The organism is Streptomyces sp. NBC_01750, assembly GCF_035918095.1.
Taxonomy (GTDB): domain Bacteria; phylum Actinomycetota; class Actinomycetes; order Streptomycetales; family Streptomycetaceae; genus Streptomyces.
Genome location: NZ_CP109137.1, coordinates 4,867,699 through 4,889,099, shown reverse-complemented (window position 1 = coordinate 4,889,099; position 21,401 = coordinate 4,867,699). Strand labels below are relative to the sequence as shown.

The window sequence follows — 21,401 nt, the reverse complement described above, 5'->3', positions numbered from 1 at the left end:
AGGGGCTCTTGCACAAAGATGCTACCCGAGGAAGGACCGAGGTGTCGGCTCACGACCAGCTACTGGTGGTCATCGACCCGGTCGCCCGCCGAAGTGACGGCGAGTCCGTGCGGATCGCGAAAGATGTGCTGTGTGGCGGCGCGGAGGCGAAGATCTGCCTTCCCGAGGGTCCGGAGGAATTCGCGCGGGCGCTGGCCCGCAGGGGCTCGCGGCGGCCTGTGGTGATCGGTGACGACCGTGCCCTGCTGCGGGCGGTGGCCCTGCTGCACCGGGACCGCTGGCTGGGCGACGGGGCGCTGGCGCTGATCCCGGTGGGCACTTCCGTAGAACTCGCGCACGCGCTGGGCGTGCCGCGGGGCCCGGTGGCGGCGGCGCGGGCGGTGCTGGACGGGACCGTACGGCGTCTTGATCTGCTGGTGGACGAGAGCGACGGAGTGGTGCTGGGGGATCTGTCGATCCCGGCGGCGCGGGCGGCGTCGGGCGCCTCGGCGAACGGCGCTTCGGTGTGGCACACCTGCCGCTCACTGGTCCGCACCCTGGTCCACCCGGCGCCGCCGGTGCCGGTGGTCCGTACGCACCGGCTGCGGGTGGAGGCGGACGGAGTGCTGCTGACGGATCTCGACCGGCTGGTGGAGGACGTGACGGTGCGCGCGGGCGGCGGCCGGGCGGAGGTGGTCGTCCGGCACGGCACGGACACGGAGCCGGTCACGGCGCGGGCTCTGACGGTGACCGTGTCCGGGGCGGACTTCCGCTACCGGGCGGACGCGCTGATCACGGGCCCGGTCCGGACGCGGACATGGACGCTGCGGCCAGGGGCGTGGGGGTTGACGCTGCCGTCGACGGCGGTGGCTTCGGGAGGGTAGTGCGGTGACGGGGGCGGGCCGCTGAGGGCCGGCCCGGCCCGCCGGTGCGTCCTCAACTGCCGGGACGGGCTTGATCTCAGGCCCGTCCCCGCACTGCGAGGGGACAGCTCTCAGGCCATACCCCGCGCCTCGCGATACACGCGCCAGCGTTCCATCAGGCCCGACATCTCGCCCTGCAGGAACTCGAAGAACTCCGCCGTCTCCGCCACCCGCCTGCCCGCCGCCGTCTGGGGGCCCAGCGTCTCCGCGCCGTCGCGCAGGGCCTTCTCCCAGCGGGTCAGCAACTGGTCGCGGCGGGTGAAGGTCTCGTACCAGAGCTCGTTGTGCAGGACGTAGCGGTCACGGCGCGAGCCCGGGTCGCGTTCGCGGCTGACCATGTTGACCTGGTTGAGGTACCTGATCGCACCCGAGACCGCGGCCGGACTGATCCGGAGCTGTTCCGCCAGCTCCGCGGAGGTCATGCTGCCCTTCTCCGACGACAGCAGCGCCGCGAAGACCCGCGAGGCCATCCGCTGCATACCCGCTTCGGTCAGCTCCGCCGCGAATCGCTCCACAAAGCGCGAGACGGCCTCGTCACCGGCCCGCCCCGTCGAGCCGTTTTCGCCGCTCATGGCCTCATCGTCTCCCCTGGTCCCCTCGTCCACCGTGGCTCGTCGACTTTATACGCTTCCTTAACTTCACAAGTTCGTGAAAGTACTGTACGTTCTGAAACATGACCAAGGCAAACCTCGCCATTGAAGTAGCCGGACTGCACAAGGCGTTCGGGCGGACGCAGGCACTGGACGGCCTCGACCTCGCCGTCGAGACCGGTGAGGTCCACGGCTTCCTCGGCCCCAACGGCGCCGGGAAGTCCACCACCATCCGGGTCCTCCTCGGACTGCTGCGCGCCGACTCCGGCGCGGCCCGGCTGCTCGGCGGGGATCCGTGGAACGACGCGGTCGAGCTCCACCGCCGCGTCGCCTACGTACCGGGGGACGTGACCCTGTGGCGGAACCTCTCCGGCGGAGAGGTCATCGACCTCTACGGCCGGCTGCGCGGCGGCCTCGACAAGGCGCGACGCGCGGACCTCATCGGGCGGTTCGAACTCGACCCCACCAAGAAGGGGCGTACGTACTCCAAAGGCAACCGCCAGAAGGTCGCCCTGGTCGCCGCCTTCGCGTCCGACGTGGATCTGCTGATCCTCGACGAGCCGACCTCCGGACTCGACCCGCTGATGGAAGAGGTCTTCCAGGGCTGCGTCGAGGACGAACGGGACCGCGGCCGGACCATCCTGCTCTCCTCGCACCTCCTCAGCGAGGTCGAGACCCTCTGCGACCGGGTCAGCATCATCCGCAAGGGCCGGACCGTCGAGACCGGTTCGCTCGCGGAGCTTCGGCATCTGACGCGTACGAGCGTCACGGCGGAGCTCGCCGGGGCGCCGAACGGCCTTGCCCGGCTGCCCGGCGTGCACGACCTCGACGTACAGGGCAGACGCGTCAGACTCCAGGTCGACACCGACAAGCTGGACGCGGTGCTGCGCTCGCTCACCGAGTCCGGGATCCGCTCGCTGATCAGCACACCGCCCACGCTCGAAGAGCTCTTCCTCCGTCACTACGCGCCCGAAGAGGCGATGTCGCGATGACCGCCGTGGCCCATGCCACCGGGTTCGCCCCGCGCACCGGCGGAACGCGTCAACTCGCTGGTACAGGCACGCTGTTGAGACTCGCCCTGCGCCGCGACCGGCTGATGATGCCGGTCTGGGTCCTGGCGCTCGGGGCCGTCATCACCAGCGGCTCCGGCTCGCTGGAGAGCCTGTACGACACCGCCGCGAAGCGCGCCGACCTGGCCGAGTCCCTGTCCACCAACGGCTCGTTGCGCGCGATGTACGGACCGGTCTTCAGCGACTCCCTCGGCGGCCTTGTCGCCTGGCGCTTCGCCGGCTTCGTGGCCGTACTGGCGGCAGTGATGAGCCTGGTCATCGTCGTCCGGCACACCAGGGAAGAGGAGGAGACCGGCCGTCAGGAACTGCTGTCCTCCGCGATGGTGGGCCGGCGGGCCCCGCTGACCTCGGCGCTGCTGACGGCGTTCGTCGCCAATGCGGTGCTGACGCTGATCATCACCGCCGGGCTCTCCGGACCGACCGGCTCCGGTTCCGGCGCGCTCGCGGTCGGGCTCACCATCGGCGCGATCGGCATGCTCTTCGCGGGCATGGCGGCGATCATGGCGCAGCTCACCGAGAGCGCCCGGCTCGCCAAGGGCCTCACGGCCGCCGTGCTCGGCGTCGCGTTCGTCCTGCGGGCTGCGGGCGACGCCTCCGGAGACGACGGCTCGTCCGTACTGACCTGGCTCTCGCCGCTCGGCTGGGCGGAGAACGTGCGGCCGTACGCGAACGAGCGCTGGTGGGTCCTGCCGCTCCTCGCGGCCGCGGTCGTCGCCCAGGGTGCCGTCGCCTATGTACTGGCCGGACGGCGCGATCTCGGCATGAGCTTCCTGCCGACCCGCCCCGGGCCCGCGGAAGGCAGGATCGCCACCGCGGCCGGGCTCGCACGGCGGCTCCAGCGCGGCAGCGTTCTCGGCTGGGTCGTCGGGTTCTTCCTGGCCGGGATCGTCTTCGGCGGGATGGCCGAGGGCGCGGCGGACCTGGTCGGCGACAACGAGGGTGCGCGGGAGATCTTCGAGCGGATGGGCGGGCAGACCGGTATGACCGAGGCCTTCCTTGCGGCGATGATCGGCATGTTCGGCATGATCGCCGCGCTGTACACGGTCGCGTCCGTGCTGCGGCTGCACGGCGAGGAGACTTCACAGCGCGCCGAGCCGGTCCTGGCGAACGCGGTCGGCCGGCTCGCCTGGGCGGCGGGCCACCTGGTCATCGCCTTCGGCGGCGCGGTCGTGATCATGGTCATGGCCGGTCTGGGGCTGACGATCGGCCACGGCGAGGAGTTCGGCCCGATCATGGGCGCGGTCCTGGTCGAACTGCCGGCGGTCTGGCTGCTGGGCGGGCTCGCGGTGGCGCTGTACGGGCTCTTCCCGAAGGCGGCCCCGGCTTCTTGGGCGGTGGTCGGGATCTGCCTCGCACTGGGCTGGATCGGCCCGGCGCTGGACCTGCCCGGGGCGGTGATGAACCTGTCGCCGTTCAGCCACCTGCCGAAGCTGCCGGGCCAAGAGATGGCCTGGACACCGGTGCTGCTGCTGACCGTCGCGGCGGCGGCACTGGTGGCGGCGGGACTCGGAGGTCTGCGCAGGAGGGACATGCAGACCTGACCCTGCCCACCCCGGGGGGCGGGCATCAAAGCTCGACCAGCAGTTCCTTGACACCGCGGATGACATAGCCCGGCTTCCACTCCGGCTCGGCGGCGAGCCGCATCGTCGGTACCCGGCGGAGCAACTCTCCGAAGGACGCGGCCAGTTCGATACGGGCGAGCGGTGCGCCGAGGCAGTAGTGGATGCCGCCGCCGAAGCTGACATGAGGGTTGTCGGCGCGGGCGAGGTCAAGAGTGTCCGGGTGGGCGAACCTCTCCGGGTCGCGGTTGGCCGAGCCGAAGAGCAGGGCGAGTTCGGAGCCGCGCGGGATGACCGTTCCGTCGATCTCGATGTCGTCGAGCACCCAGCGCTCGAACATCTGGAGCGGGGTGTCGTACCGCATCAGCTCCTCCACAGCTGTGGACAGGAGCGTGTGGTCGGCGTGGAGAGCGGCGAGCTGCGCTGGGTGGCGAAAGAGCGTCCACCAGCCGTTGGCGGTGGTGTTGACCGTCGCCTCGTGACCCGCGTTCAGCAGTAGCACACAGGTCGAGATCATCTCCTGCTCACTGAGCCGGTCGCCCTCCTCGTACGCGGCGATGAGCGCGGAGATCAGGTCGCTGCCGGGCGAGCTGCGCCTCTCGGTGATCAACTTCCGTAGATACGCGCTGAATTCGAGCGAGGCCGTGACGGCGCGGTCGGCGGTCTCCTCGGACGGATTCAGCTCGTACATCCCGCAGATGCCGGCCGACCAGGGCCGCAGCAGTGCGCGGTCGGCAGCCGGGATACCGAGCATCTCCGCGATGACGGCGACGGGCAGCGGCTCGGCGACCTCGGCGAGCAGATCGCCTCCGCCGGCGTCCTTGAGCCCCGCGACGAGCTCGTCCGCGAGTCTGCGCACGGTGGGCACGAGCGATTCGACGGTACGCGGTGTGAAGGCCTTGGAGACCAGCCGCCGGATCCGGGTGTGGTCGGGCGCCTCGAGATCGAGCATCCCGCTGTCGTTGAGCGTGTGGAACGGCTCGTGCGCGGCCGGAGGTGCCGTACGGCCGAACTCCTCGTGCGTGAAACGGTGCAGATAGGTCCGCCCGAGCCGCCGGTCGCGCAGCAGCGCGGAGACGTCGGCATGGTGCGGGACGAGCCACTGGCGGGTGGGCTCGTAGTAGTGCACCCGGCCGCGGGAGCGGAGCTCGGCATAGGCCGGGTAGGGGTCGGCGACGAATGCGGGTGACCAGGGGTCGAAGGCGGCCATGGACCGACGCTACCGGTCGCCTCCCGTGCCCGGGGCTCCACCCCGGACACCGCGCCTCAATCTCCCCCAGTCCGGGGGACCCCCACGAGGCCCTTGTCGGGGCTCCGCCCCAAGCCCCGCTCCTCAAACGCCGGAGGGGCTTGATCAGCTCGGGGTCACCAGTCGCGCCTCGTACGCGAACACCGCCGCCTGCGTGCGGTCCCGCAGCCCCAGCTTCACCAGCACCCGGCTCACATGCGTCTTGATCGTGGACTCCGCCACCACCAGATGCGAGGCGATCTCCGCGTTCGACAGACCCTGCGCGATCAGCACCAGCACCTCCGTCTCGCGCTCCGTCAGATCGCCGACCTGCGCCAGCGCCGGCGGCCGCGGGTTCTGCGAGAGCTTCGAGAACTCCGTGATCAGGCGGCGCGTCACTGTCGGGGCCAGCAGCGCCTCGCCCGCCGCCACCACCCTTACCCCGTCTGCCAGTTGGCGGGCGGAGGCGTCCTTCAGCAGGAAGCCGGAGGCTCCCGCGCGCAGCGCCTGGTACACGTACTCGTCGAGGTCGAAGGTCGTCAGCACCAGGACCTTGGACTCGCTGTGCGCCGCGACGATCTCGCGGGTCGCCTCGATACCGTTCAGCTCCGGCATACGGATGTCCATCAGCACGACATCGGGCGCGAGCTCGGCGACCTTGGTGACCGCCTCGCGGCCGTTCACGGCCTCGCCGATCACCTCGATGTCGGGCATCGCGTTCAGCAGGACCGAGAAACCCTCCCGGACCATCATCTGGTCGTCGACGATAAGGACGCGGATCGTCATGAGGTCTCCTCGGAGGCGGTCTCGGTCGCGGTGACGGGAATGAAGGCGATCACCTCGTAGCCGCCCTCCTCCGTGGACTCCGCGGTCATCTCGCCGCCCAGCATCGTCACACGTTCCCGCATGCCCGTGATGCCGTGGCCGGCGCCCGGCGAGGGCTTGACCAGGCTCCGTGCGGCGGTGTTGGCAATCCGCAGACCGAGGCCGCCGAGGACGTAGGAGATCTCGACCTTCGCCGTCGAACCCGGCGCGTGGCGCAGCGCGTTGCTGAGCGCCTCCTGGACGATCCTGTACGCCGACAGCTCGACGCCCTGCGGCAGAGCGCGGACCGCGCCCGTGACCGTCTTCTCCACGTCCAGACCCGCCTCGCGGACGTTGGAGAGCAGGTTCTCGATATCGGCGAGCACCGGCTGCGGCGCGTCGGGGGCCTGGTAGTCCTCCGCCCGTACGACACCGAGGACCCGGCGCAGTTCGGTCAGCGCGGCCACCGCGTTCTCGCGGATGGTGGCGAAGGCCTTCTCCAGCTCGGGCGGCGGATTCTCCACGCGGTACGGCGCGGCCTCCGCCTGGATCGCGACCACCGACATGTGGTGGGCGACGACATCGTGCAGTTCGCGGGCAATGGTGGTGCGCTCCTCCAGCAGCGTGCGCTTGTCGCGCTCGACGGCTGTCACGGTCTGCTGCGCCGCGACCTCCTGCCTCGCCTCGCGGCGGACGTGCAGCACGGTCACCACCAGCAGCGCGAGGGCGGCGACGAAGAGCATCTGAGGAGTGTCGGAGCCGCCGTACCGACCGCTGAGACCGACCTCGGCGAAGAAGCCGTATGCCGCCGTCAGCGCCCACATCCAGCCTGCGGCACGCGGACGGGTCCGCATCGCGACCACCGTCAGCACCGTCAGATGCGAGAGGAAGCCGCTGGGCGTCCACGGCCAGCCGTCCCAGTAGCCGGCGAGGACGGCGACCACGGGGGTGCTGAGCAGCGAGAGCCACCATGCGCCGACCGGCCTGACCAGGGTCATCAGCACTGCGGCCGCCGGGATGAATCCTGTCAGTACAAACTCCGCCCCGGCCCCCCCGCTGTCACCGGAGAAGTACGCCATGGACAGCACGAACATCGCCAGGACGACCACGGCGGCGTGCGGTATCCAGGCGGCGCCGTCGCGTATCCGGCCGGGGAGACGGCGGGTGAGCGGCCCGTCCGTCCGCATCGGGTACAACGGGCGGTAGGCGAGGGCGTCATGGAACAGGTCCTGGCGGAGGCCGCTCAGCGCGCCCAAGGCCAGGCGGTACTCGGGGCTGCGGGTCTTCTCGGTCACGTACAGAACGGTAAGCGGAAGGACGGACGCGGTCGTCAGCATCGCTACGGATTCTGCCGCGTCCGTCCTGAGTACTACCTGCTCACCGCGTGTGACGAGGAACGGAAGGTGTCCGCGTGATCGGCCGTCCGCTCGGCGAAGCTCCGCGCCGGCGCCCCGGCCCTCTCCACGGTGTCGACGGCGGTACGGCCGGATGCTCAACGGGCCGCCCTCAAGACCTCAGTAGCCGGTGGGGCGTATGAGACCCGTCTCGTACGCGAAGACCGCCGCCTGCGTACGGTCCCGCAGCCCCAGCTTCACCAGGATCCGGCTCACATGCGTCTTCGTCGTCTGCTCCGCCACCACCAGCCGCACGGCGATCTCCGCGTTCGACAGGCCCTGGGCGATCAGCGTGAGCACCTCGGTCTCGCGCTCCGTGAGATCACCGACGCGCTCCTTGAGCGGGGCCCGCGGTGCGCCCAGCGTCCGGGAGAACTCAAGGATCAGCCGCTTGGTGATGTTCGGTGAGAGCAGCGCGTCGCCCGCGGCCACCACCCGTACCGCTTCGGCCAGTTGAGCGGCCGATGCGTCCTTCAGCAGAAAGCCGGACGCACCCGCGCGCAGCGCCTCGTAGACGTACTCGTCGAGGTCGAAGGTGGTCAGCACAAGGACCTTGACGGTGGCGTCCGGGACCTGAGTGATCCGGCGGGTGGCTTCGATGCCGCCGAGTTCGGGCATGCGTATGTCCATCAGCACGACATCGGGGCCGAGTTCGGCGACCTTGGCGACGGCGTCGAGGCCGTCCACGGCCTGGCCGACCACCTCGATACCGGGCTCGGCGTTGAGCAGCACCGTAAAGCCCTGCCGGACCATCGCCTGGTCGTCGGCGATCATCACGCGGATCGTCATGCGTTGTCCTTCATAGGGGTCCCGTTCAGCGGGAGCGTGGCGGTCACTTCGTACCCACCGTCGGCCGTAGGGCCGGTCGTCACTTCGCCGCCCAGCATCGCGGCGCGCTCGCGCATGCCGAGCAGACCGTGGCCGGCGCCCGGGGAGGCCGGGACCGGCCCGGCCGGCGCGGTGTTGGTGACCCGGACCGTCAGCCCGGCCGGGTCGTACGCGATCCGCACCCGCACCATCGAGCCCGGCGCATGCCGCATCGCATTGCTGAGCGCTTCCTGGACTATGCGGAATGCCGACAGTTCGATGCCGGGCGACAGCGGGCGCGTACCGTTGTCGACCTCGGTGGTGACGGTCAGGCCCGCGCTGCGGACGTTGTCGACGAGGGCGCCGAGCCGTGCCAGCGTGGGCTGCGGGGTCTGGGACTCGTCGTTCGGCTCGGGGTTCTCGGACCGCAGTACGCCGAGCACCCGGCGCAGTTCGGTCAGCGCGTCGACGGCGTTCTCGCGGATGCCCGCGAGGTTTTCCTTCAGCTCATCGGACGGATCCTCGACCAGGTGCGGCGCGACCTGCGCCTGGATGGAGATCACCGACATATGGTGGGCGACCACGTCGTGCAGCTCACGTGCGATACGGCTCCGCTCCTCCAGCAGCGTGCGCCTGGCCCGTTCCTCCGCGGTCAGCACCTCCTGCTCGACCAGCCTGGTGCGGGCCTCGCGGCGGCCGCGCAGCGATCCGCCCACGATCACGACGACGGTGAAAACGAGCGCCGCAACCGGGGCCGTCGTGTCGTGGGGGCGGTCGCCGATCCCCTCGAGGACCAGGCCCGCCAGACAGCTGAGCAGCAGCGCCTCGACCGCAACCCGGGGGCGTACCCGCAGCGACAGCAGGAGCAGTACGCCGGCGTGCGCGAGGACCCCGGTCACGGGCCACGGCCACGGATCGTCCGGCCTTGGCTCGCCGACCGCGACAACGAGAGTGGGGACCAGGGACAGCCACCAGGCGGGCACCGGACGGAACATCGCGAGGATGAGCGCGCCCGACTGGAACGCCGCGAGCAGCAACCCGTATTGCGCGCCGAGGCCGGAGCGGTTTTCCAGCTCATCGCTGTTGGCCAGGAAGAGAGGAATCGACAGCCACACCACAATGACATGCGGCAACCAGGCCAGCCATCGCACCTTGGTGATGCGCGGCAGCGGGTCGGCGGCGAGGGTGCACAGGTCCTCACGGAGGGTGCGCGGAAACGACCGCAGGGCCGTCCTGGCCGCCGGGGCCAGGCGCGCCTTGTCGTCGTTGTCCACGGCGTCAACCCTAAACACGGCCCATCTCCCGTTCCCGGGCGGGCTCGTGGGCCCGTACGACCCGGCTGCCTTTCCGGGGCCGCCGCTGTTCGTAGGTACGGAACGCTCCCCAGCACACCAGCAGCGCCGCCGCGAACACCGGCAGCCAGGCGATCCGGGCGAGCACCCAGCCGGAGCCGTCGGGCACCGTGTGCAGTCCGGGCAGCGCCGTTCCCGCGAGCAGGCCGGTCGCGGTGACCGCCATGAGCGCGGTCTGGTGCCAGAGGAAGACCGTCATCGCGGAGAGGTTGACCAGCGCCACGGCCGCCCAGGCCATGGGCCTTTGAAGCACCCGGCGCAGCGGGCCGAGCAGCAACAGGGCCGCCCCGCACTGGGCGAGGCCGAAGGCGACGGCGGCGAGGGTCGGCGGATTGAGGTTGGAGACGGGGGCACCGGGCACGCCGACCATGGCCGCGGGGTAGCCGGCGAACAGGACGAGCCCGGCGGTGGCGGCGATGCCGATGGTGAGCAGCACCCAGCCGCTGGTACGGGACCGGAACTCGCCGCGTGCCCACGCCGCGCCCAGGCAGTACGGGACCAGCCAGCCCGCGGCCACATTCGTCCAGCCCAGCCAGGCAGGCCCGCCGAGGCCGAAGCGGAACAGGTCGATGTGGAGGACGACGGCGAGCGGCCACAGCGGATGCAGCCGGGCGACGAGCGGCGTCGCGGCGGTCAGCGCGGCGAACACGAGCAGGAACCAGAGAGGTGAGAGGACCAGGTCGAGAAGGGTGGTCACGGTGTCCAGGCCGGTACCGGAGGCAAGCATGCACACGGCCGCCACGGTCCACAGCGTCAGTACGGCGGCGACCGGCCGGAAGAGACGGGACAGCCGGGCACCGAGCCACTTACCGTAGGTCGTTCCGTGGGCGCGGGCAGCGGCGTGGCTCGACGTACCCACCTGCCCGCCGACCAGGAAGAACACGGCGAGGGTCTGGAAGAGCCAGGAGATCGGGGCGAGCCGGGGCAGATGCTGCAGCGGACTCGCGCCGCGCAGCGCGCCCCCGTCGATGACGAGGGCGGTGACGAGCCAGTGCCCGAGCACCACGCCGAGGATGGCGAGGGCGCGCAGGGCGTCGACGGCGCGATCGCGGTCGGGCGGGGTGGCCGCGTCGATACGGCGTGCCAGGTCGCGCAGGGGCGCCCCACTCGCGGACGCCCCATGCACGGGCAGCACCTCACGTATGGACGCCCCGCTCACAGGCACTTCACGCACGGGCACCTCAGACATGGGTGACCTCCTTCGCGCGGCCGAGGGCGATCCGGGCGAGGTTCTTCAGGGATACGGAGCCGGGCTTCAGGTAGTCGCTGTGCCCGCCGTCACCGGCGGCGAAGGTGCGGGCGCCGAAGCCGTCAGACACGGGGTCGGCGCCGAGGCCGACGGTGGTGCCGAGGATGTCGAGCCGGACGTGCGGGACGTCGGCGATCCAGTCGTCGGAGCCGCGTCCGGCCCAGACCGTGGCGGGGGTGTGGAGGTCGGCGACGTTGTCGGCACCGGCGCCGGGGCTGCCGTAGAGGGCGATGTCGGCGACGTCGAGGGAGGGGGCGGCGCGTCCGCAGACGACGGAACCGTACGAATGGCAGAGCAGCGACACGCGAGAGCCGGGCTTGGCCCCCTTCAACTCCCTTACAAATTCTTGCAGTTGTGCGGCGGCGTCGTCCGCCCTCCCTTCGGTCAGGACCTCGGGGCTTATGGTTCCCGGTGTCGCGTAGCCGAGCCAGGCGACGACCGCGGCGCGGTCGCCGAGCTCGTCGTGAAGGGCGACGGCGCCGGCCCGGAAGCGTTCGTACGTATCGAGGTTGGTGTCCGAGCCCGGCACCAGCACGGCGATCCGCTCGGCCCGCGCCAGATCGCCGAAGACCTCGGCGGTGCGGCCGCCGTCCCGGCCGTCGAAGGAGAGGAAGTGCCGCGCCGGGTCCGCCATGACGCGCAGCCGGGCGGCCCGTCCCTGATCGCCATGGCCGGCGGCCGTCTCTGCGGCCGCGCGGATGTCGGCGCGGCCGGCCGCGAACCTGTCGCCGAGGAGCGGGAGTCCGGCGGCGGTGAGCGGCGCGATGGTGGCCGGTGCCGGCGCGGGGACGGCGGCAGGCCGCGCCGCCGCCGACACCGGCAGGGTCACCGCGGCCGTGACAAGGGCGGCGAGCAAGGTACGACGCAGGCGGGACGCCATGGCTTTCCTTCAGTTCCGAGAGCTGAGCGCTCCCTCTCGGAACTGAAGTTATGAATCACGGCGCGTGGTCGGCGTCCCGCCCGGGAGCGCATCCGCGGCGTAGCTCCGAAGTACTACGGGTATGAGCGGGGCCCTGCGACTACCAGGCCAGCTGGGCGATCTCCTCCGCGACGACGGCACACGCGTCCGCGGCCGGGTCGATCAGCGGGAAGTGTCCGACGTCCTCGAGGAGCGTCAGCCCGACGGTCTCACCGGCCTTCGCGGCGGCGTCGACATACGCCTCCGGGACGGCGTACGGCACGACGATGTCGGTACGGCCCTGTACGACGGTGGTGGCGATGCCGGTGGGCAGGAGTACGGCCGGATCCGCGTGCGCCCTGCGGGCGTCGAACTGCGCATCGCCGCCGAGGAATTGCTTCACGGCCCCGCCGCACACATCGAGCGCGACGGCCTGCGTGAAGTCCGCGACCGGCGCGAGCGCGACCACGCCGCGCAGCGCGGGCGGCGCGGCGAGCCGCCACGGCGAGCCGGCCGGCAGAAGGTGCCGGGCAGCCGCCCACAGCGCCAGCTGCCCGCCGGCGGAGTGCCCGGTGACGACGGTGCGCCGGGCGTCGGCCTGCGGCAGGACGTCCTTCACCAGGCCGGGCAGTGCGTCCATCGCGGCGGCGACATCGTCGAAGGTCTCCGGCCACCGCCCGGCGACGGCCTCGCTCCCGCGCTGCTGCGGGAGTTCGCTCCCGCGCCGGTACTCCACATTGGCGACGGCGAGCCCGCGCCTGGCCAGAAAGTCCACGAAGGGCGTGACGTGCTGCCGGTCGTAGGCCGACCGCCAGGCTCCGCCGTGCAGCATCACGACGAGGGGCACACCGGCAAGCCCGCCGCGGGGCGCGTAGAAGTCGACGACCTGGTCGGGGTGCTCGCCGTACGCGACGGAGGCATCCGGTGCGACGACGGGATGCGAGAGCAGCGAGTCGCTCTCGGCGGCGTCACGGGCGGCGGGGTCCATCGCAGCTCCAACCTTCCGACAGTGTGGCGGAATTGACCTGACCAGCGGGGACGGTACCAGTCCCCGCTGATCAGATCGTCACAGCGTCAGGCGGCCACTACTTCCGCCAGTACCGACGCCGCTCGTTCGGCGTCCGCGAAGCCCACGTACAGCGGTGTGAACCCGAACCGCAGCACATCCGGGCGGCGCAGGTCGCCGACCACGCCGCGTGCGATCAGCTTCTCCATCACCGCGGGCGCCTCCTCGCACCGCAGCGCGATCTGGCTGCCGCGCGACGCGTGCTCCAGCGGGGTCAGGGAGGTGACGCGGCCCGCCGGGACGTACGACTCGACGCACTCCAGGAAGAAGTCCGTCAGCGCCAGACTCTTCGCCCGTACGGAGTCGACCGAGACGCCGTCCCACACCTCCAGCGCCGCCTCCAGCGCCAGCATGGACAGGATGTCGGGTGTCCCGACCCGGCCCCGTACCGCGCCCGGTGCCGCCTCGTAGGCGGGCGTCATCGCGAACGGGTCCGTGTGCGAGTTCCACCCCGGCAGCGGGGAGTCGAAGGCAGCCTGGTGGCGTTCGGCGACGTACAGATACGCCGGTGAACCCGGGCCGCCGTTCAGGTACTTGTATGTGCAGCCGATCGCCAGGTCCACACCGTGCGCGTCCAGACCGACCGGCAGCGCGCCCGCGCTGTGGCAGAGGTCCCAGACCGCCAGCGCGCCCACCTCGTGGATCGCCGCCGTCAGCGACGGCAGGTCGTGGAGGCGGCCGGTGCGGTAGTCGACGTGGTTGACCAGCGCCACCGCCGTGTTCGGGCCGAGCGCCGCGGGGAGGTCCGCAGGCGCGACCGGGACCAGCCGCTTGCCCGTCATCCGGGCCGCCGACTCGGCGATATAGCCGTCCGTCGGAAACGTCGTCGCGTCGACCACGATGTCCGTACGGGAGAGGTTCCCGGAGCGCTCGGCGAGCCGGACCGCGCCCACGACCGCCTTGAAGACGTTGACACTCGTGGAGTCGCCGACCACGATCTGCCCCGGCCCCGCACCCACCAGCGGCGCGATCCGGTCGCCGATCCGCTCCGGCGCCGTCCACCAGCCGCTCTCGTCCCACGAGCGGATCCGCAGCTCGCCCCACTGCCGGGTCACCACGTCGGCGACCCGCGCCGGGACATGGGCCGGCAGCGCGCCCAGTGAGTTGCCGTCCAGGTACACGGCCTCGTCGAGCGCGAACAGCTTGCGCACACCGGCCAGTTCATCTGCGGCGTCCAGCGCCGCGGCCTTCCCGGCCAGTGACTCAGACATGGCTGCGCGCCGTCCACAACTCGGGGAAGACGTTCTTGCGGGCGCGCTTCTCCAGCCAGGCCACGCCCGCCGAACCGCCCGTGCCCGACTTCGAGCCCATGGCCCGCCGTGTCGCCACCAGATGGTCGTTGCGCCAGCGCCAGACCAGCTCGCCGACATCGGTCAGCGCCTCGCCGAGCCGCACCAGCTCGGTGTCCTGGTCCGCGGCGCCGTACACGGCGGCCCAGACCTCCTCGATCTCCGCCGACGGCTCGTACTTCTGCGACAGATCCCGGTCGAGGACGGCGGACGGAACCGCCATCCCGCGCCGCGCGAGCAGGCGCAGCACCTCGTCATACAGGCTCGGCTCCTGCAACGCCTTCTCCAGCTCCGCGTACACCCGCGGCGCGCCCCGGTGCGGCACCAGCATCGACGCCGATTTCTCGCCGAGGAGGAACTCGAGCCTCCGGTACATCGCCGACTGGAAGCCGGAGCCTTCGCCCAGAGCGCTGCGGTACGAGTTGAACTGAGCGGGGGTGAGATGCGCGAGCGGCTCCCAGGAGGCGTTGAGCGACTCCAGCTCGTACGTGCTGCGCTTCAGCGCGGCGAGAGCGACGGGCAGATTGTCCTCCCGCAGCGCGCCGGCCGCCGTCTCCCACTCGTGGACGATGACGGTGAACCACAGCTCCATCACCTGGGTGGTGACCAGGAAGACCATCTCTCCCGGGTCGTCCGAGAGCGGATGCTGAAGGTGGGTGAGAACGTCCGCCTGGACATAGTCCTCGTACGGAGTGGTACCCGCGAAATCCAGGTTCGGGGTCGCGTCATGTGACATCGCTGTCTCCTCGACGTGTCCGGGTAGCGGTCCGCCCCTTCCTGTTGGCTCGGGAGCCCCGGTCCCCACCGGCATCATAAGCCGGGGGTCATTTCGCGGGTCAGAGCGCCGGGCCTGTGATGTACGTCCCGTTCTCGTCGTACGGCCAGGCATTGGAGCGGCAGCCGTCCAGCCCCTTGATCTGCTGCATCATCACCGGCGCGGGCTTGCCCGGGCCCGCGCAGCCCAGGTGCTTGCGGATGCCGATCTCGTGCCCGATCTCGTGGTTGATGATCAGATGCCGGTACTCGGCGGCAGGCCCGGCGAACGTCGGGGAGCCCAGCATCCAGCGGCGCAGATTCACCACGACACCGTCGGCGGTCTCGCAGTTCAGCTCGCCGCGGGTGTCGAAGCCCTGCGCGAGGCAGAGCCGGTCCGCGGTGGCCGGGGTGGCGATCCGGATCACGAAGTCGGCATCCGATGTGACCAGCTGGAACGAGCCCTTGCCGTGCGCTGCCCAGCCGCGCGGGTGGGCGAGGATCCGCTGGATCTCGGCGGCGGCTTCCTTCGCGGAGATGTCGACGCCGTCCTCGACCTGTACGCGGTAGCGGCGCAGCGGGCCCGAGCCGGCCGCGCTGCCGGAGGCCCGCGCGGTGGTGAAGGTGCCCTTGCCCGAGGCGGGGACCCTGACGGGCGGCTTTTCCTTCCGCGTCGGAGGCTCGGCGGCCGGCGGGCGGTTCCGCGAGGGCGTCGACGCGGTCGTACGCGGCTCGGGCTCGGCGGCTACCGGGGGCTCGGACGGCGGTATGAGCGGGCGGACGGTGTCGTCAGCCCCGGTTACCGGCTCCGCGGTTCCGCGCCAGTGCGCGAGGGCGGCGCCGCCGCCGAGGGAGAGGACGACGAGGGCCGCGCAGAGCAGGAGTAAGCGGGCGAGGGGGCGGCGGGCCGCCGGTTTTCGACGGCCACTGCCGGCGCCACTGCTGCTACTGCCGCTGCTACTGCCGCTGCTACTGCTACTGCTACTACGACCGCGGCTACGACTGCGACTGCCCATCAGAACGCCCCCCACTGTAATCGCCGGCGCGTGCGAATCTTCGGGGTGCGCGAACGGAACGGCCGAAGGCCCGCACCCCCTGTACAGATGGGGAATACGGGCCTTCGGTTCGTTTTGATCAGCCCAGCGTGTCGGCCGCGGTCTGCGAGGAGTCGCGCAGGAACGTCGTACAGCGCTCGTACTCCTCCTGCTCGCCGATCGACTGCGCGGCGCGCGCGAGCGCGTGCAGCGCGCGCAGGAAGCCGCGGTTCGGCTCGTGCTCCCACGGCACCGGGCCGTGGCCCTTCCAGCCGCTGCGCCGCAGCGAGTCGAGGCCGCGGTGGTAGCCGGTGCGCGCGTAGGCGTACGACTCGACGACGCGGCCGTTCTCGAACGCGTCGTCGGCGAGCTGTGCCCAGGCCAGCGACGAGGTCGGGTACTTGGCGGCGACATCGGCGGGAGCCGCCCCGGTCGCGAGGAGCTCGCGCGGCCCTGGGTCGTCGGGCAGGTGGGTCGGGGCAGGTCCCCCGAGGAGGTTTTCATGGATGGACATGGGCTCCAGTGTCACAGGTCGGTGGGGAATCCGTGGAAGCGGTGCGGGTGGTGTGCGACGGCGGCGAACATCGTTGTCATGGGCAGGGTCACGGGCGGGTGCAAGGCCACGGCGCTGGGAGCGGTCGTCGTCCTGGGCCTGGCGACGGGGTGCGGCGAACCGGGCGCCAAAGGCGGACGCGACGAGGCCTGGCGCTCGCCGTCACCCCCACCCTCGCTGTCTCCGTCCACAACGTCCGCACGATCCTCGGCGCCCGCCACCTCCTCGCCCTCGGTGTCCGCCAAGCCCTCCGGAAGCGCTCCGGCGGGCTCAACGGCACCGGGTCCGTCCACGACCGCCGGTGCGGGCACGGGCGGTCCGGCCACGGGCGGCTCGGGCGGCTCAGACGGTTCCGGCGACGGCGGCTCGGGCGGCGGCGGAGGCGGTACGAGCGGGAACGGCGGCGCCGGCGAACCCGGCCCGCCCACCGCGCCCCCGCCCCCGTCCCAGCAGGCCCCGGCGGGCGGCACGGACGGTTTCCCGTACGACGGCGACCTCTGTGGGGGCCACCACGGCCCGTACGTCCAGGTCCACAGCGGGTCCGGGACGGGTCGGACCGGTCGGCTCGTCATTCGCGAGGGGCACTTCACCTGCCACGGCAAGGACAGGGCGACCTGGACCACCTCCGGCGGGACGGCACGCCCGTTCCCGCTGAACGAGAACGCGCACATCACCGTCACCACGCCATTCGTCGCCGCCGGGCAGCGCAAGGCGATCACCGCGAGCGAGTTCCTCACCAGGATCAATGCGTACGGGAAGAAGCAGACCCTGGTCTTCCACTACCAGACCGACCCTGAGCTCATCGTGATCCTCAACCAGATCGACCCGGCTCAGTACTGACCACGGCAGCCGCCTCCAGCGGCGGCGCCGACACCCCGCAGTTCATCCTGCACTCGGGGCGGGCAGGCGCCGCCTCGGGCAGCGGCTTCCGCACGGTCCACCAGGCGATCAGCGAGCCCACGACCAGCACCCCGGCACACATCGGCATCGCCCGCCGGAACGTCGCACCGAACTCCGCCGCCGAGCGGTACGCCTCCGGCCCCATCCCGGCCAGCAGCGGTAGCGCGGCCACCGCGAGCAGACCGGCCGCGCGGGCCGCCGCGTTGTTGATGCCGCTCGCGAGCCCCGCCCGCGCGGTCTCGACGGAGGCCAGGACGGTCGCGGTCAGCGGCGCGACCAGGGTCACCATGCCCATGCCCATCACCACCATCGCGGGCAGCACATCACGTACGAACGAAGCGTTCTCGCCGACGCGCAGCATCAGCATCATGCCCGTCGCGCAGAGCAGCGGGCCGACGGTGAGCGGGATACGCGGGCCGATCCGCTCCCCCAGCTCGCCTGATTTCGCCGAAAGCAGCAGCATCAGCACCGTGGTGGGCAGCAGTGCCAGACCGGCGCCAAGTGCCGAATAGCCGGCCACCACCTGGAGCTGCAGGGCGGTGAGGAAGAAGAATCCGCTGAAGGCTGCGTACACGCAGAGCGTGACGATATTGACCGCGGTGAACTGCCGGTTCGCGAAGATCGACAGTGGCAGCATCGGAGCGGGCCGCCGCCGCTCGACGAGTACGAAGGCCACCCCGACCAGAACGCCCGCGAGGCCCGCCCACACCGACGGCGCGATGAGCGCGTACGTCACCAGCGCCAGCGCCGCGGCTCCGAGCACCGCGCCCAGCACATCGAAGCGGCCGTGGGCCTGCGGGTCGCGCGATTCCGGTACGTGCTTCAGCGCGACCGGCACACACAGCGCGGCCAGCGGCACATTGATCAGGAACACCCAGCGCCAGCCGGGCCCGTCGACCAGCCAGCCGCCCAGAAACGGACCGACCGCCGCGCCGACGCCACCGAACCCCGACCACAGCCCCACCGCGCGGGCCCGGTCGTCCGGGTGGAAGCTCGCCTGGATCAGGGACAGCGACCCCGGCGTGAGCAGCGCCGCGCCGACACCCTGCAGAGCGCGGGCGCCCACCAGCACAAGGTCATTGGGCGCGAGGCCGCAGAGCAGCGAGCCGGCCGCGAACCAGACCACGCCGAACACGAAGATCTTCCGCCGCCCGAAGCGGTCGCCGAGCGCACCGCCGAGCAGGATCAGCCCGGCCAGCGTGAGCATGTAGGCGTTGATCGTCCACTGGAGGACCGCCATGTCGGCGTTGAGATCCTCCCCGATGCGAGGCAGCGCGACATTGACGACGGTTGAGTCCAACAGGGCCATGCTGGAGCCCAACACCGTCGTCAGAACCACCCAGCGGCCGGTGGCCGTGGACAGCCTGATCCGGCCCGGAGCCTTCTTTCCCGGGCCGATCCCTTCCGGGCTCTTCTTCCCCGGGCCCATCCCCGCCGGGCCCTTCTGCCCCGAGTTCTTCCCTCCCGGACTTGACTCCCCCGGCCTGTTGTCCATACCCGGATCATCCCCGGGCCCGGCGCCTCAGGCCAGCCGGTGGAGGGCACGGATCAGAGCGTCCACGCCCTGCTCCGCCTTGGCGCGGGGACAGCCGACGTTGAACCGCAGGAAACCGTCGGAGCCGTACGTCGTGCCCGGCATGATCGCGACCCTCTCGCGCTCGATCAGCTCCCGCTGCAGCGCCGCGTCGTCGACGCCGAGCGGCCGCAGATCGATCCAGGCCAGATAGCCCGCCTGCGGCGGCTGCCATTGAAGTTCCGGAAACGCGGAGTTGAGCCGCTCGGCGACGAGGCGAAGATTCCCCGCCACATAGGCGTTGAGCCGGTCCAGCCACGGCCCGCCGTCCCGGTACGCGGCGATGTGCGCGGTCAGCGACAGTACGGCGGGCGAGGCGAGCCCCTCACCCGTCTGCATCCGGCGCAGGAACGCCGCATGGTCGTCCGGGTCGCCGATGATCCCGTACGAACCACTGAGCGCCGGGAAGTTGAAGGCCTTGGTGGCTGAAGTCACCAGCGCCCAGCGGCCCGTCCCGAACCGCGTCCACGGCAGATGCCGCCGCCCTTCGGGCACAAAGTCGGTGTGTACGAAGTCGGCATGGATCTCGTCGCTGATGACCGCGACGTCGTACGCCTCCGCGAGCCGCGCGAACTCCTTCAGCTCGGCCTCCGTCCACACGGTGCCGGTCGGGTTGTGGGGCGAGCAGAGCACGAGCACCTTGCTGTCCGGGCGCGCGAGCTGACGCTCCAGGGCCACCGGGTCGCCGATCGGCGCACCGCGCAGCTCCCGCCCGAGGCCCGATATCGCCTTCAGGAAACCGTCGTAGGTCGGGGTGTGGACGACCACGCCGTCGCCCGGTCCGGTCCACATCCGCAGCAGCTGCGAGAGCTGGTTGAGCACGGAGGGCCCGTACACGATCCGGTCGGTGTCGATGTCGGTGCCGTAGCGGCCGGCGAACCAGTCACGTATCGCGGACAGGAAGTCCTCGTGACGCCAGTCGGTGTAGCCGAAGATCCCGTGTTCGATACGCCGCTTCAGCGCGTCGAGCACCTCGGGCGGGGACGCGAAGTCCATGTCGGAGATGGTGAAGGGCAGCAGCCCGTCCCTGCCGAACCGGTCCGCGACGCCGTCCCACTGCACGGACCAGGTGCCGCGCCGGTCGACGGGGGTGTCGAAGTCATAGCTCACGGTGAGTTCTCCCCGGACATGCCGCAGGCCCGGCACCCCGGGAAGGGGTGCCGGGCCCGGCGTACGGATGGCGCTTTATGGGCTGTCGGCCGTGGCCGCTCGCCCGAGCCGCTTACTTGAGCTTGCTGCCCGCGGAGCGCAGGGCGGCACAGGCCTCGCCGACACGCTTGGCCATACCGGCCTCGGCCGCCTTGCCCCAGGTGCGCGGGTCGTAGGTCTTCTTGGAGCCGACCTCGCCGTCGACCTTCAGCACACCGTCGTAGTTCTTGAACATGTGGTCCGCGACGGGGCGGGTGAAGGCGTACTGGGTGTCGGTGTCGAGGTTCATCTTCACGACGCCGTTCTCCAGCGCGGTGGCGATCTCCTCGGCCGTCGAGCCGGAGCCGCCGTGGAAGACGAAGTCGAACGGCTGGCTTCCGGGCTTCAGGCCGTACTTCTCGCTGACACCCTGCTGCAGGTCCTTCAGCAGCTCGGGGCGCAGGACGACGTTGCCCGGCTTGTAGACGCCGTGGACGTTGCCGAACGAGGCGGCCAGCAGGTAGCGGCCCTTCTCGGCCAGACCGAGCGCCTCCGCGGTGCGCAGCGCGTCCTCGACCGTGGTGTACAGCTCATCGTTGATCTCGTGGGTGACGCCGTCCTCCTCACCACCGGTCGGGGTGATCTCGACCTCGAGGATGATCTTGGCAGCGGCAGCCTGTACGAGCAGCTCCTGGGCGATGGCCAGGTTGTCGGCGAGGGTCTCGGCCGAGCCGTCCCACATGTGGGACTGGAACAGCGGGTTGCCGCCTGCCTTGACGCGCTCGGCGGAGATCGCCAGCAGCGGACGGACATAGCCGTCCAGCTTGTCCTTCGGGCAGTGGTCGGTGTGCAGGGCGACGTTGATGTCGTACTTCTCGGCGACGATGTGCGCGAACTCGGCCAGCGCGACCGCGCCGGTGACCATGTCCTTCTTGTACTGGCCGCCCAGGAACTCGGCCCCACCGGTGGAGATCTGGACGATGCCGTCGCTCTCGGCCTCCGCGAAGCCGCGCAGCGCAGCGTGCAGGGTCTGGGACGAGGTCACGTTGATGGCCGGGTAGGCGAACTTGCCTGCCTTCGCCCGGTCGAGCATCTCGTTGTAGACCTCGGGAGTCGCGATGGGCATATGTCCGCTCCTTGTGATGTGCGGGTATGTGGTGCTTGGCCCTGACCTGGGGGCGACGTCATCGTCGGCGCCCATCTTTCCAGACTCTGGGCGCAGCTCCACCCTGCGCGGGTCACCGACCTGCGC

At 71.0% G+C, this 21,401-nt stretch carries 20 protein-coding genes; 4 read left to right on the top strand and 16 right to left on the bottom strand.

Annotated features, from left to right (window positions below; all coding sequences use genetic code 11):
* Positions 1-41: 41 nt before the first annotated feature.
* Positions 42-863 (top strand): diacylglycerol kinase family protein, encoded by an 822-nt coding sequence (locus OG966_RS22090; RefSeq protein WP_326651502.1) that lies wholly within the window; start codon positions 42-44, stop codon positions 861-863.
* Between the two features lie 110 nt (positions 864-973).
* Here the strand turns inward: OG966_RS22090 and OG966_RS22085 are convergent, their stop codons facing one another.
* Positions 974-1,474 carry a GbsR/MarR family transcriptional regulator gene (locus OG966_RS22085; protein WP_326651501.1) on the bottom strand — a complete coding sequence of 167 codons (501 nt, stop codon included), beginning with the start codon at positions 1,472-1,474 and terminating at the stop codon, positions 974-976.
* 101 nt (positions 1,475-1,575) lie between these two features.
* On the opposite strand from OG966_RS22085, the gene OG966_RS22080 reads away from it, so the two are divergent.
* Both OG966_RS22080 and OG966_RS22075 read left to right on the top strand, forming a co-directional pair.
* Positions 1,576-2,484 (top strand): ABC transporter ATP-binding protein, encoded by a 909-nt coding sequence (locus OG966_RS22080; RefSeq protein ID WP_326651500.1) that lies wholly within the window; start codon positions 1,576-1,578, stop codon positions 2,482-2,484.
* Complete coding sequence (locus OG966_RS22075; RefSeq protein WP_326651499.1) at positions 2,481-4,103, top strand: ABC transporter permease; 1,623 nt, start codon at positions 2,481-2,483, stop codon at positions 4,101-4,103. Before OG966_RS22080 ends, OG966_RS22075 begins: the two co-directional genes overlap by 4 nt.
* A gap of 25 nt (positions 4,104-4,128) precedes the next feature.
* Here the strand turns inward: OG966_RS22075 and OG966_RS22070 are convergent, their stop codons facing one another.
* The 12 genes from OG966_RS22070 to OG966_RS22015 all read right to left on the bottom strand — a co-directional run bounded on the left by OG966_RS22070 (position 4,129) and on the right by OG966_RS22015 (position 16,509).
* The gene (locus OG966_RS22070) at positions 4,129-5,331 is read right to left on the bottom strand and encodes a cytochrome P450 (protein WP_326651498.1); all 1,203 of its coding nucleotides are present in this window, start codon (positions 5,329-5,331) and stop codon (positions 4,129-4,131) included.
* A gap of 144 nt (positions 5,332-5,475) precedes the next feature.
* Entirely contained in the window at positions 5,476-6,135 is a 660-nt protein-coding gene (locus OG966_RS22065; protein WP_326651497.1) for a response regulator transcription factor, read from the bottom strand.
* The gene (locus OG966_RS22060) at positions 6,132-7,490 is read right to left on the bottom strand and encodes a sensor histidine kinase (RefSeq protein WP_326651496.1); all 1,359 of its coding nucleotides are present in this window, start codon (positions 7,488-7,490) and stop codon (positions 6,132-6,134) included. Before OG966_RS22060 ends, OG966_RS22065 begins: the two co-directional genes overlap by 4 nt.
* A gap of 177 nt (positions 7,491-7,667) precedes the next feature.
* Positions 7,668-8,336 carry a response regulator transcription factor gene (locus OG966_RS22055; RefSeq protein WP_326651494.1) on the bottom strand — a complete coding sequence of 223 codons (669 nt, stop codon included), beginning with the start codon at positions 8,334-8,336 and terminating at the stop codon, positions 7,668-7,670.
* Entirely contained in the window at positions 8,333-9,628 is a 1,296-nt protein-coding gene (locus OG966_RS22050; RefSeq protein ID WP_326651492.1) for a sensor histidine kinase, read from the bottom strand. The genes OG966_RS22055 and OG966_RS22050 overlap by 4 nt, the downstream gene beginning before the upstream one ends.
* A 10-nt stretch (positions 9,629-9,638) precedes the next feature.
* Positions 9,639-10,895, bottom strand: coding sequence for an acyltransferase family protein (locus OG966_RS22045; RefSeq protein ID WP_406731327.1), 1,257 nt, complete (start codon positions 10,893-10,895; stop codon positions 9,639-9,641).
* Positions 10,888-11,835, bottom strand: a complete 948-nt coding sequence (locus tag OG966_RS22040; protein WP_326651491.1) for an alpha/beta hydrolase — start codon at positions 11,833-11,835, stop codon at positions 10,888-10,890. The genes OG966_RS22045 and OG966_RS22040 overlap by 8 nt, the downstream gene beginning before the upstream one ends.
* A gap of 139 nt (positions 11,836-11,974) precedes the next feature.
* Positions 11,975-12,841 carry an alpha/beta hydrolase gene (locus OG966_RS22035; RefSeq protein ID WP_326651489.1) on the bottom strand — a complete coding sequence of 289 codons (867 nt, stop codon included), beginning with the start codon at positions 12,839-12,841 and terminating at the stop codon, positions 11,975-11,977.
* Between the two features lie 86 nt (positions 12,842-12,927).
* Positions 12,928-14,130, bottom strand: a complete 1,203-nt coding sequence (gene kynU / locus OG966_RS22030) for a kynureninase (RefSeq protein ID WP_326651488.1) — start codon at positions 14,128-14,130, stop codon at positions 12,928-12,930.
* The gene (locus tag OG966_RS22025; protein WP_326651487.1) at positions 14,123-14,944 is read right to left on the bottom strand and encodes a tryptophan 2,3-dioxygenase family protein; all 822 of its coding nucleotides are present in this window, start codon (positions 14,942-14,944) and stop codon (positions 14,123-14,125) included. Before OG966_RS22025 ends, kynU begins: the two co-directional genes overlap by 8 nt.
* A gap of 100 nt (positions 14,945-15,044) precedes the next feature.
* Positions 15,045-15,977, bottom strand: coding sequence for a DUF3152 domain-containing protein (locus OG966_RS22020; protein WP_326651485.1), 933 nt, complete (start codon positions 15,975-15,977; stop codon positions 15,045-15,047).
* 118 nt (positions 15,978-16,095) lie between these two features.
* A complete protein-coding gene (locus OG966_RS22015) occupies positions 16,096-16,509 on the bottom strand; it encodes a DUF3151 domain-containing protein (protein WP_326651483.1) in 414 nt (137 codons plus the stop codon).
* Between the two features lie 78 nt (positions 16,510-16,587).
* On the opposite strand from OG966_RS22015, the gene OG966_RS22010 reads away from it, so the two are divergent.
* Positions 16,588-17,388 carry a hypothetical protein gene (locus OG966_RS22010; protein ID WP_326651481.1) on the top strand — a complete coding sequence of 267 codons (801 nt, stop codon included), beginning with the start codon at positions 16,588-16,590 and terminating at the stop codon, positions 17,386-17,388.
* Here OG966_RS22010 and OG966_RS22005 read toward each other — a convergent pair.
* The 3 genes from OG966_RS22005 to fbaA form a co-directional block, all read right to left on the bottom strand.
* On the bottom strand, positions 17,360-18,877 hold the full coding sequence (locus tag OG966_RS22005) for an MFS transporter (RefSeq protein ID WP_326655317.1): 1,518 nt from the start codon (positions 18,875-18,877) through the stop codon (positions 17,360-17,362). The two genes, OG966_RS22010 and OG966_RS22005, sit on opposite strands and share 29 nt — an antisense overlap.
* A gap of 93 nt (positions 18,878-18,970) precedes the next feature.
* Positions 18,971-20,131: a MalY/PatB family protein gene (locus OG966_RS22000; RefSeq protein WP_326651480.1), complete on the bottom strand. Its 1,161-nt coding sequence runs from the start codon at positions 20,129-20,131 to the stop codon at positions 18,971-18,973.
* Positions 20,132-20,243: 112 nt separating this feature from the next.
* Positions 20,244-21,275 (bottom strand): class II fructose-bisphosphate aldolase, encoded by a 1,032-nt coding sequence (gene fbaA, locus OG966_RS21995; protein WP_326651479.1) that lies wholly within the window; start codon positions 21,273-21,275, stop codon positions 20,244-20,246.
* Between the last annotated feature and the right edge of the window lie 126 nt (positions 21,276-21,401).

Coding starts and splice junctions, on each gene's coding strand:
- OG966_RS22085 (WP_326651501.1), bottom strand. CDS start 1,474: ATGAGCGGCGAAAACGGCTCGACGGGGCGGGCCGGTGACGAGGCCGTC.
- OG966_RS22080 (WP_326651500.1), top strand. CDS start 1,576: ATGACCAAGGCAAACCTCGCCATTGAAGTAGCCGGACTGCACAAGGCG.
- OG966_RS22075 (WP_326651499.1), top strand. CDS start 2,481: ATGACCGCCGTGGCCCATGCCACCGGGTTCGCCCCGCGCACCGGCGGA.
- OG966_RS22070 (WP_326651498.1), bottom strand. CDS start 5,331: ATGGCCGCCTTCGACCCCTGGTCACCCGCATTCGTCGCCGACCCCTAC.
- OG966_RS22065 (WP_326651497.1), bottom strand. CDS start 6,135: ATGACGATCCGCGTCCTTATCGTCGACGACCAGATGATGGTCCGGGAG.
- OG966_RS22060 (WP_326651496.1), bottom strand. CDS start 7,490: ATGCTGACGACCGCGTCCGTCCTTCCGCTTACCGTTCTGTACGTGACC.
- OG966_RS22055 (WP_326651494.1), bottom strand. CDS start 8,336: ATGACGATCCGCGTGATGATCGCCGACGACCAGGCGATGGTCCGGCAG.
- OG966_RS22045 (WP_406731327.1), bottom strand. CDS start 10,895: ATGTCTGAGGTGCCCGTGCGTGAAGTGCCTGTGAGCGGGGCGTCCATA.
- OG966_RS22040 (WP_326651491.1), bottom strand. CDS start 11,835: ATGGCGTCCCGCCTGCGTCGTACCTTGCTCGCCGCCCTTGTCACGGCC.
- OG966_RS22035 (WP_326651489.1), bottom strand. CDS start 12,841: ATGGACCCCGCCGCCCGTGACGCCGCCGAGAGCGACTCGCTGCTCTCG.
- kynU (WP_326651488.1), bottom strand. CDS start 14,130: ATGTCTGAGTCACTGGCCGGGAAGGCCGCGGCGCTGGACGCCGCAGAT.
- OG966_RS22025 (WP_326651487.1), bottom strand. CDS start 14,944: ATGTCACATGACGCGACCCCGAACCTGGATTTCGCGGGTACCACTCCG.
- OG966_RS22020 (WP_326651485.1), bottom strand. CDS start 15,977: ATGGGCAGTCGCAGTCGTAGCCGCGGTCGTAGTAGCAGTAGCAGTAGC.
- OG966_RS22015 (WP_326651483.1), bottom strand. CDS start 16,509: ATGTCCATCCATGAAAACCTCCTCGGGGGACCTGCCCCGACCCACCTG.
- OG966_RS22010 (WP_326651481.1), top strand. CDS start 16,588: ATGGGCAGGGTCACGGGCGGGTGCAAGGCCACGGCGCTGGGAGCGGTC.
- OG966_RS22005 (WP_326655317.1), bottom strand. CDS start 18,877: ATGGGCCCGGGGAAGAAGAGCCCGGAAGGGATCGGCCCGGGAAAGAAG.
- fbaA (WP_326651479.1), bottom strand. CDS start 21,275: ATGCCCATCGCGACTCCCGAGGTCTACAACGAGATGCTCGACCGGGCG.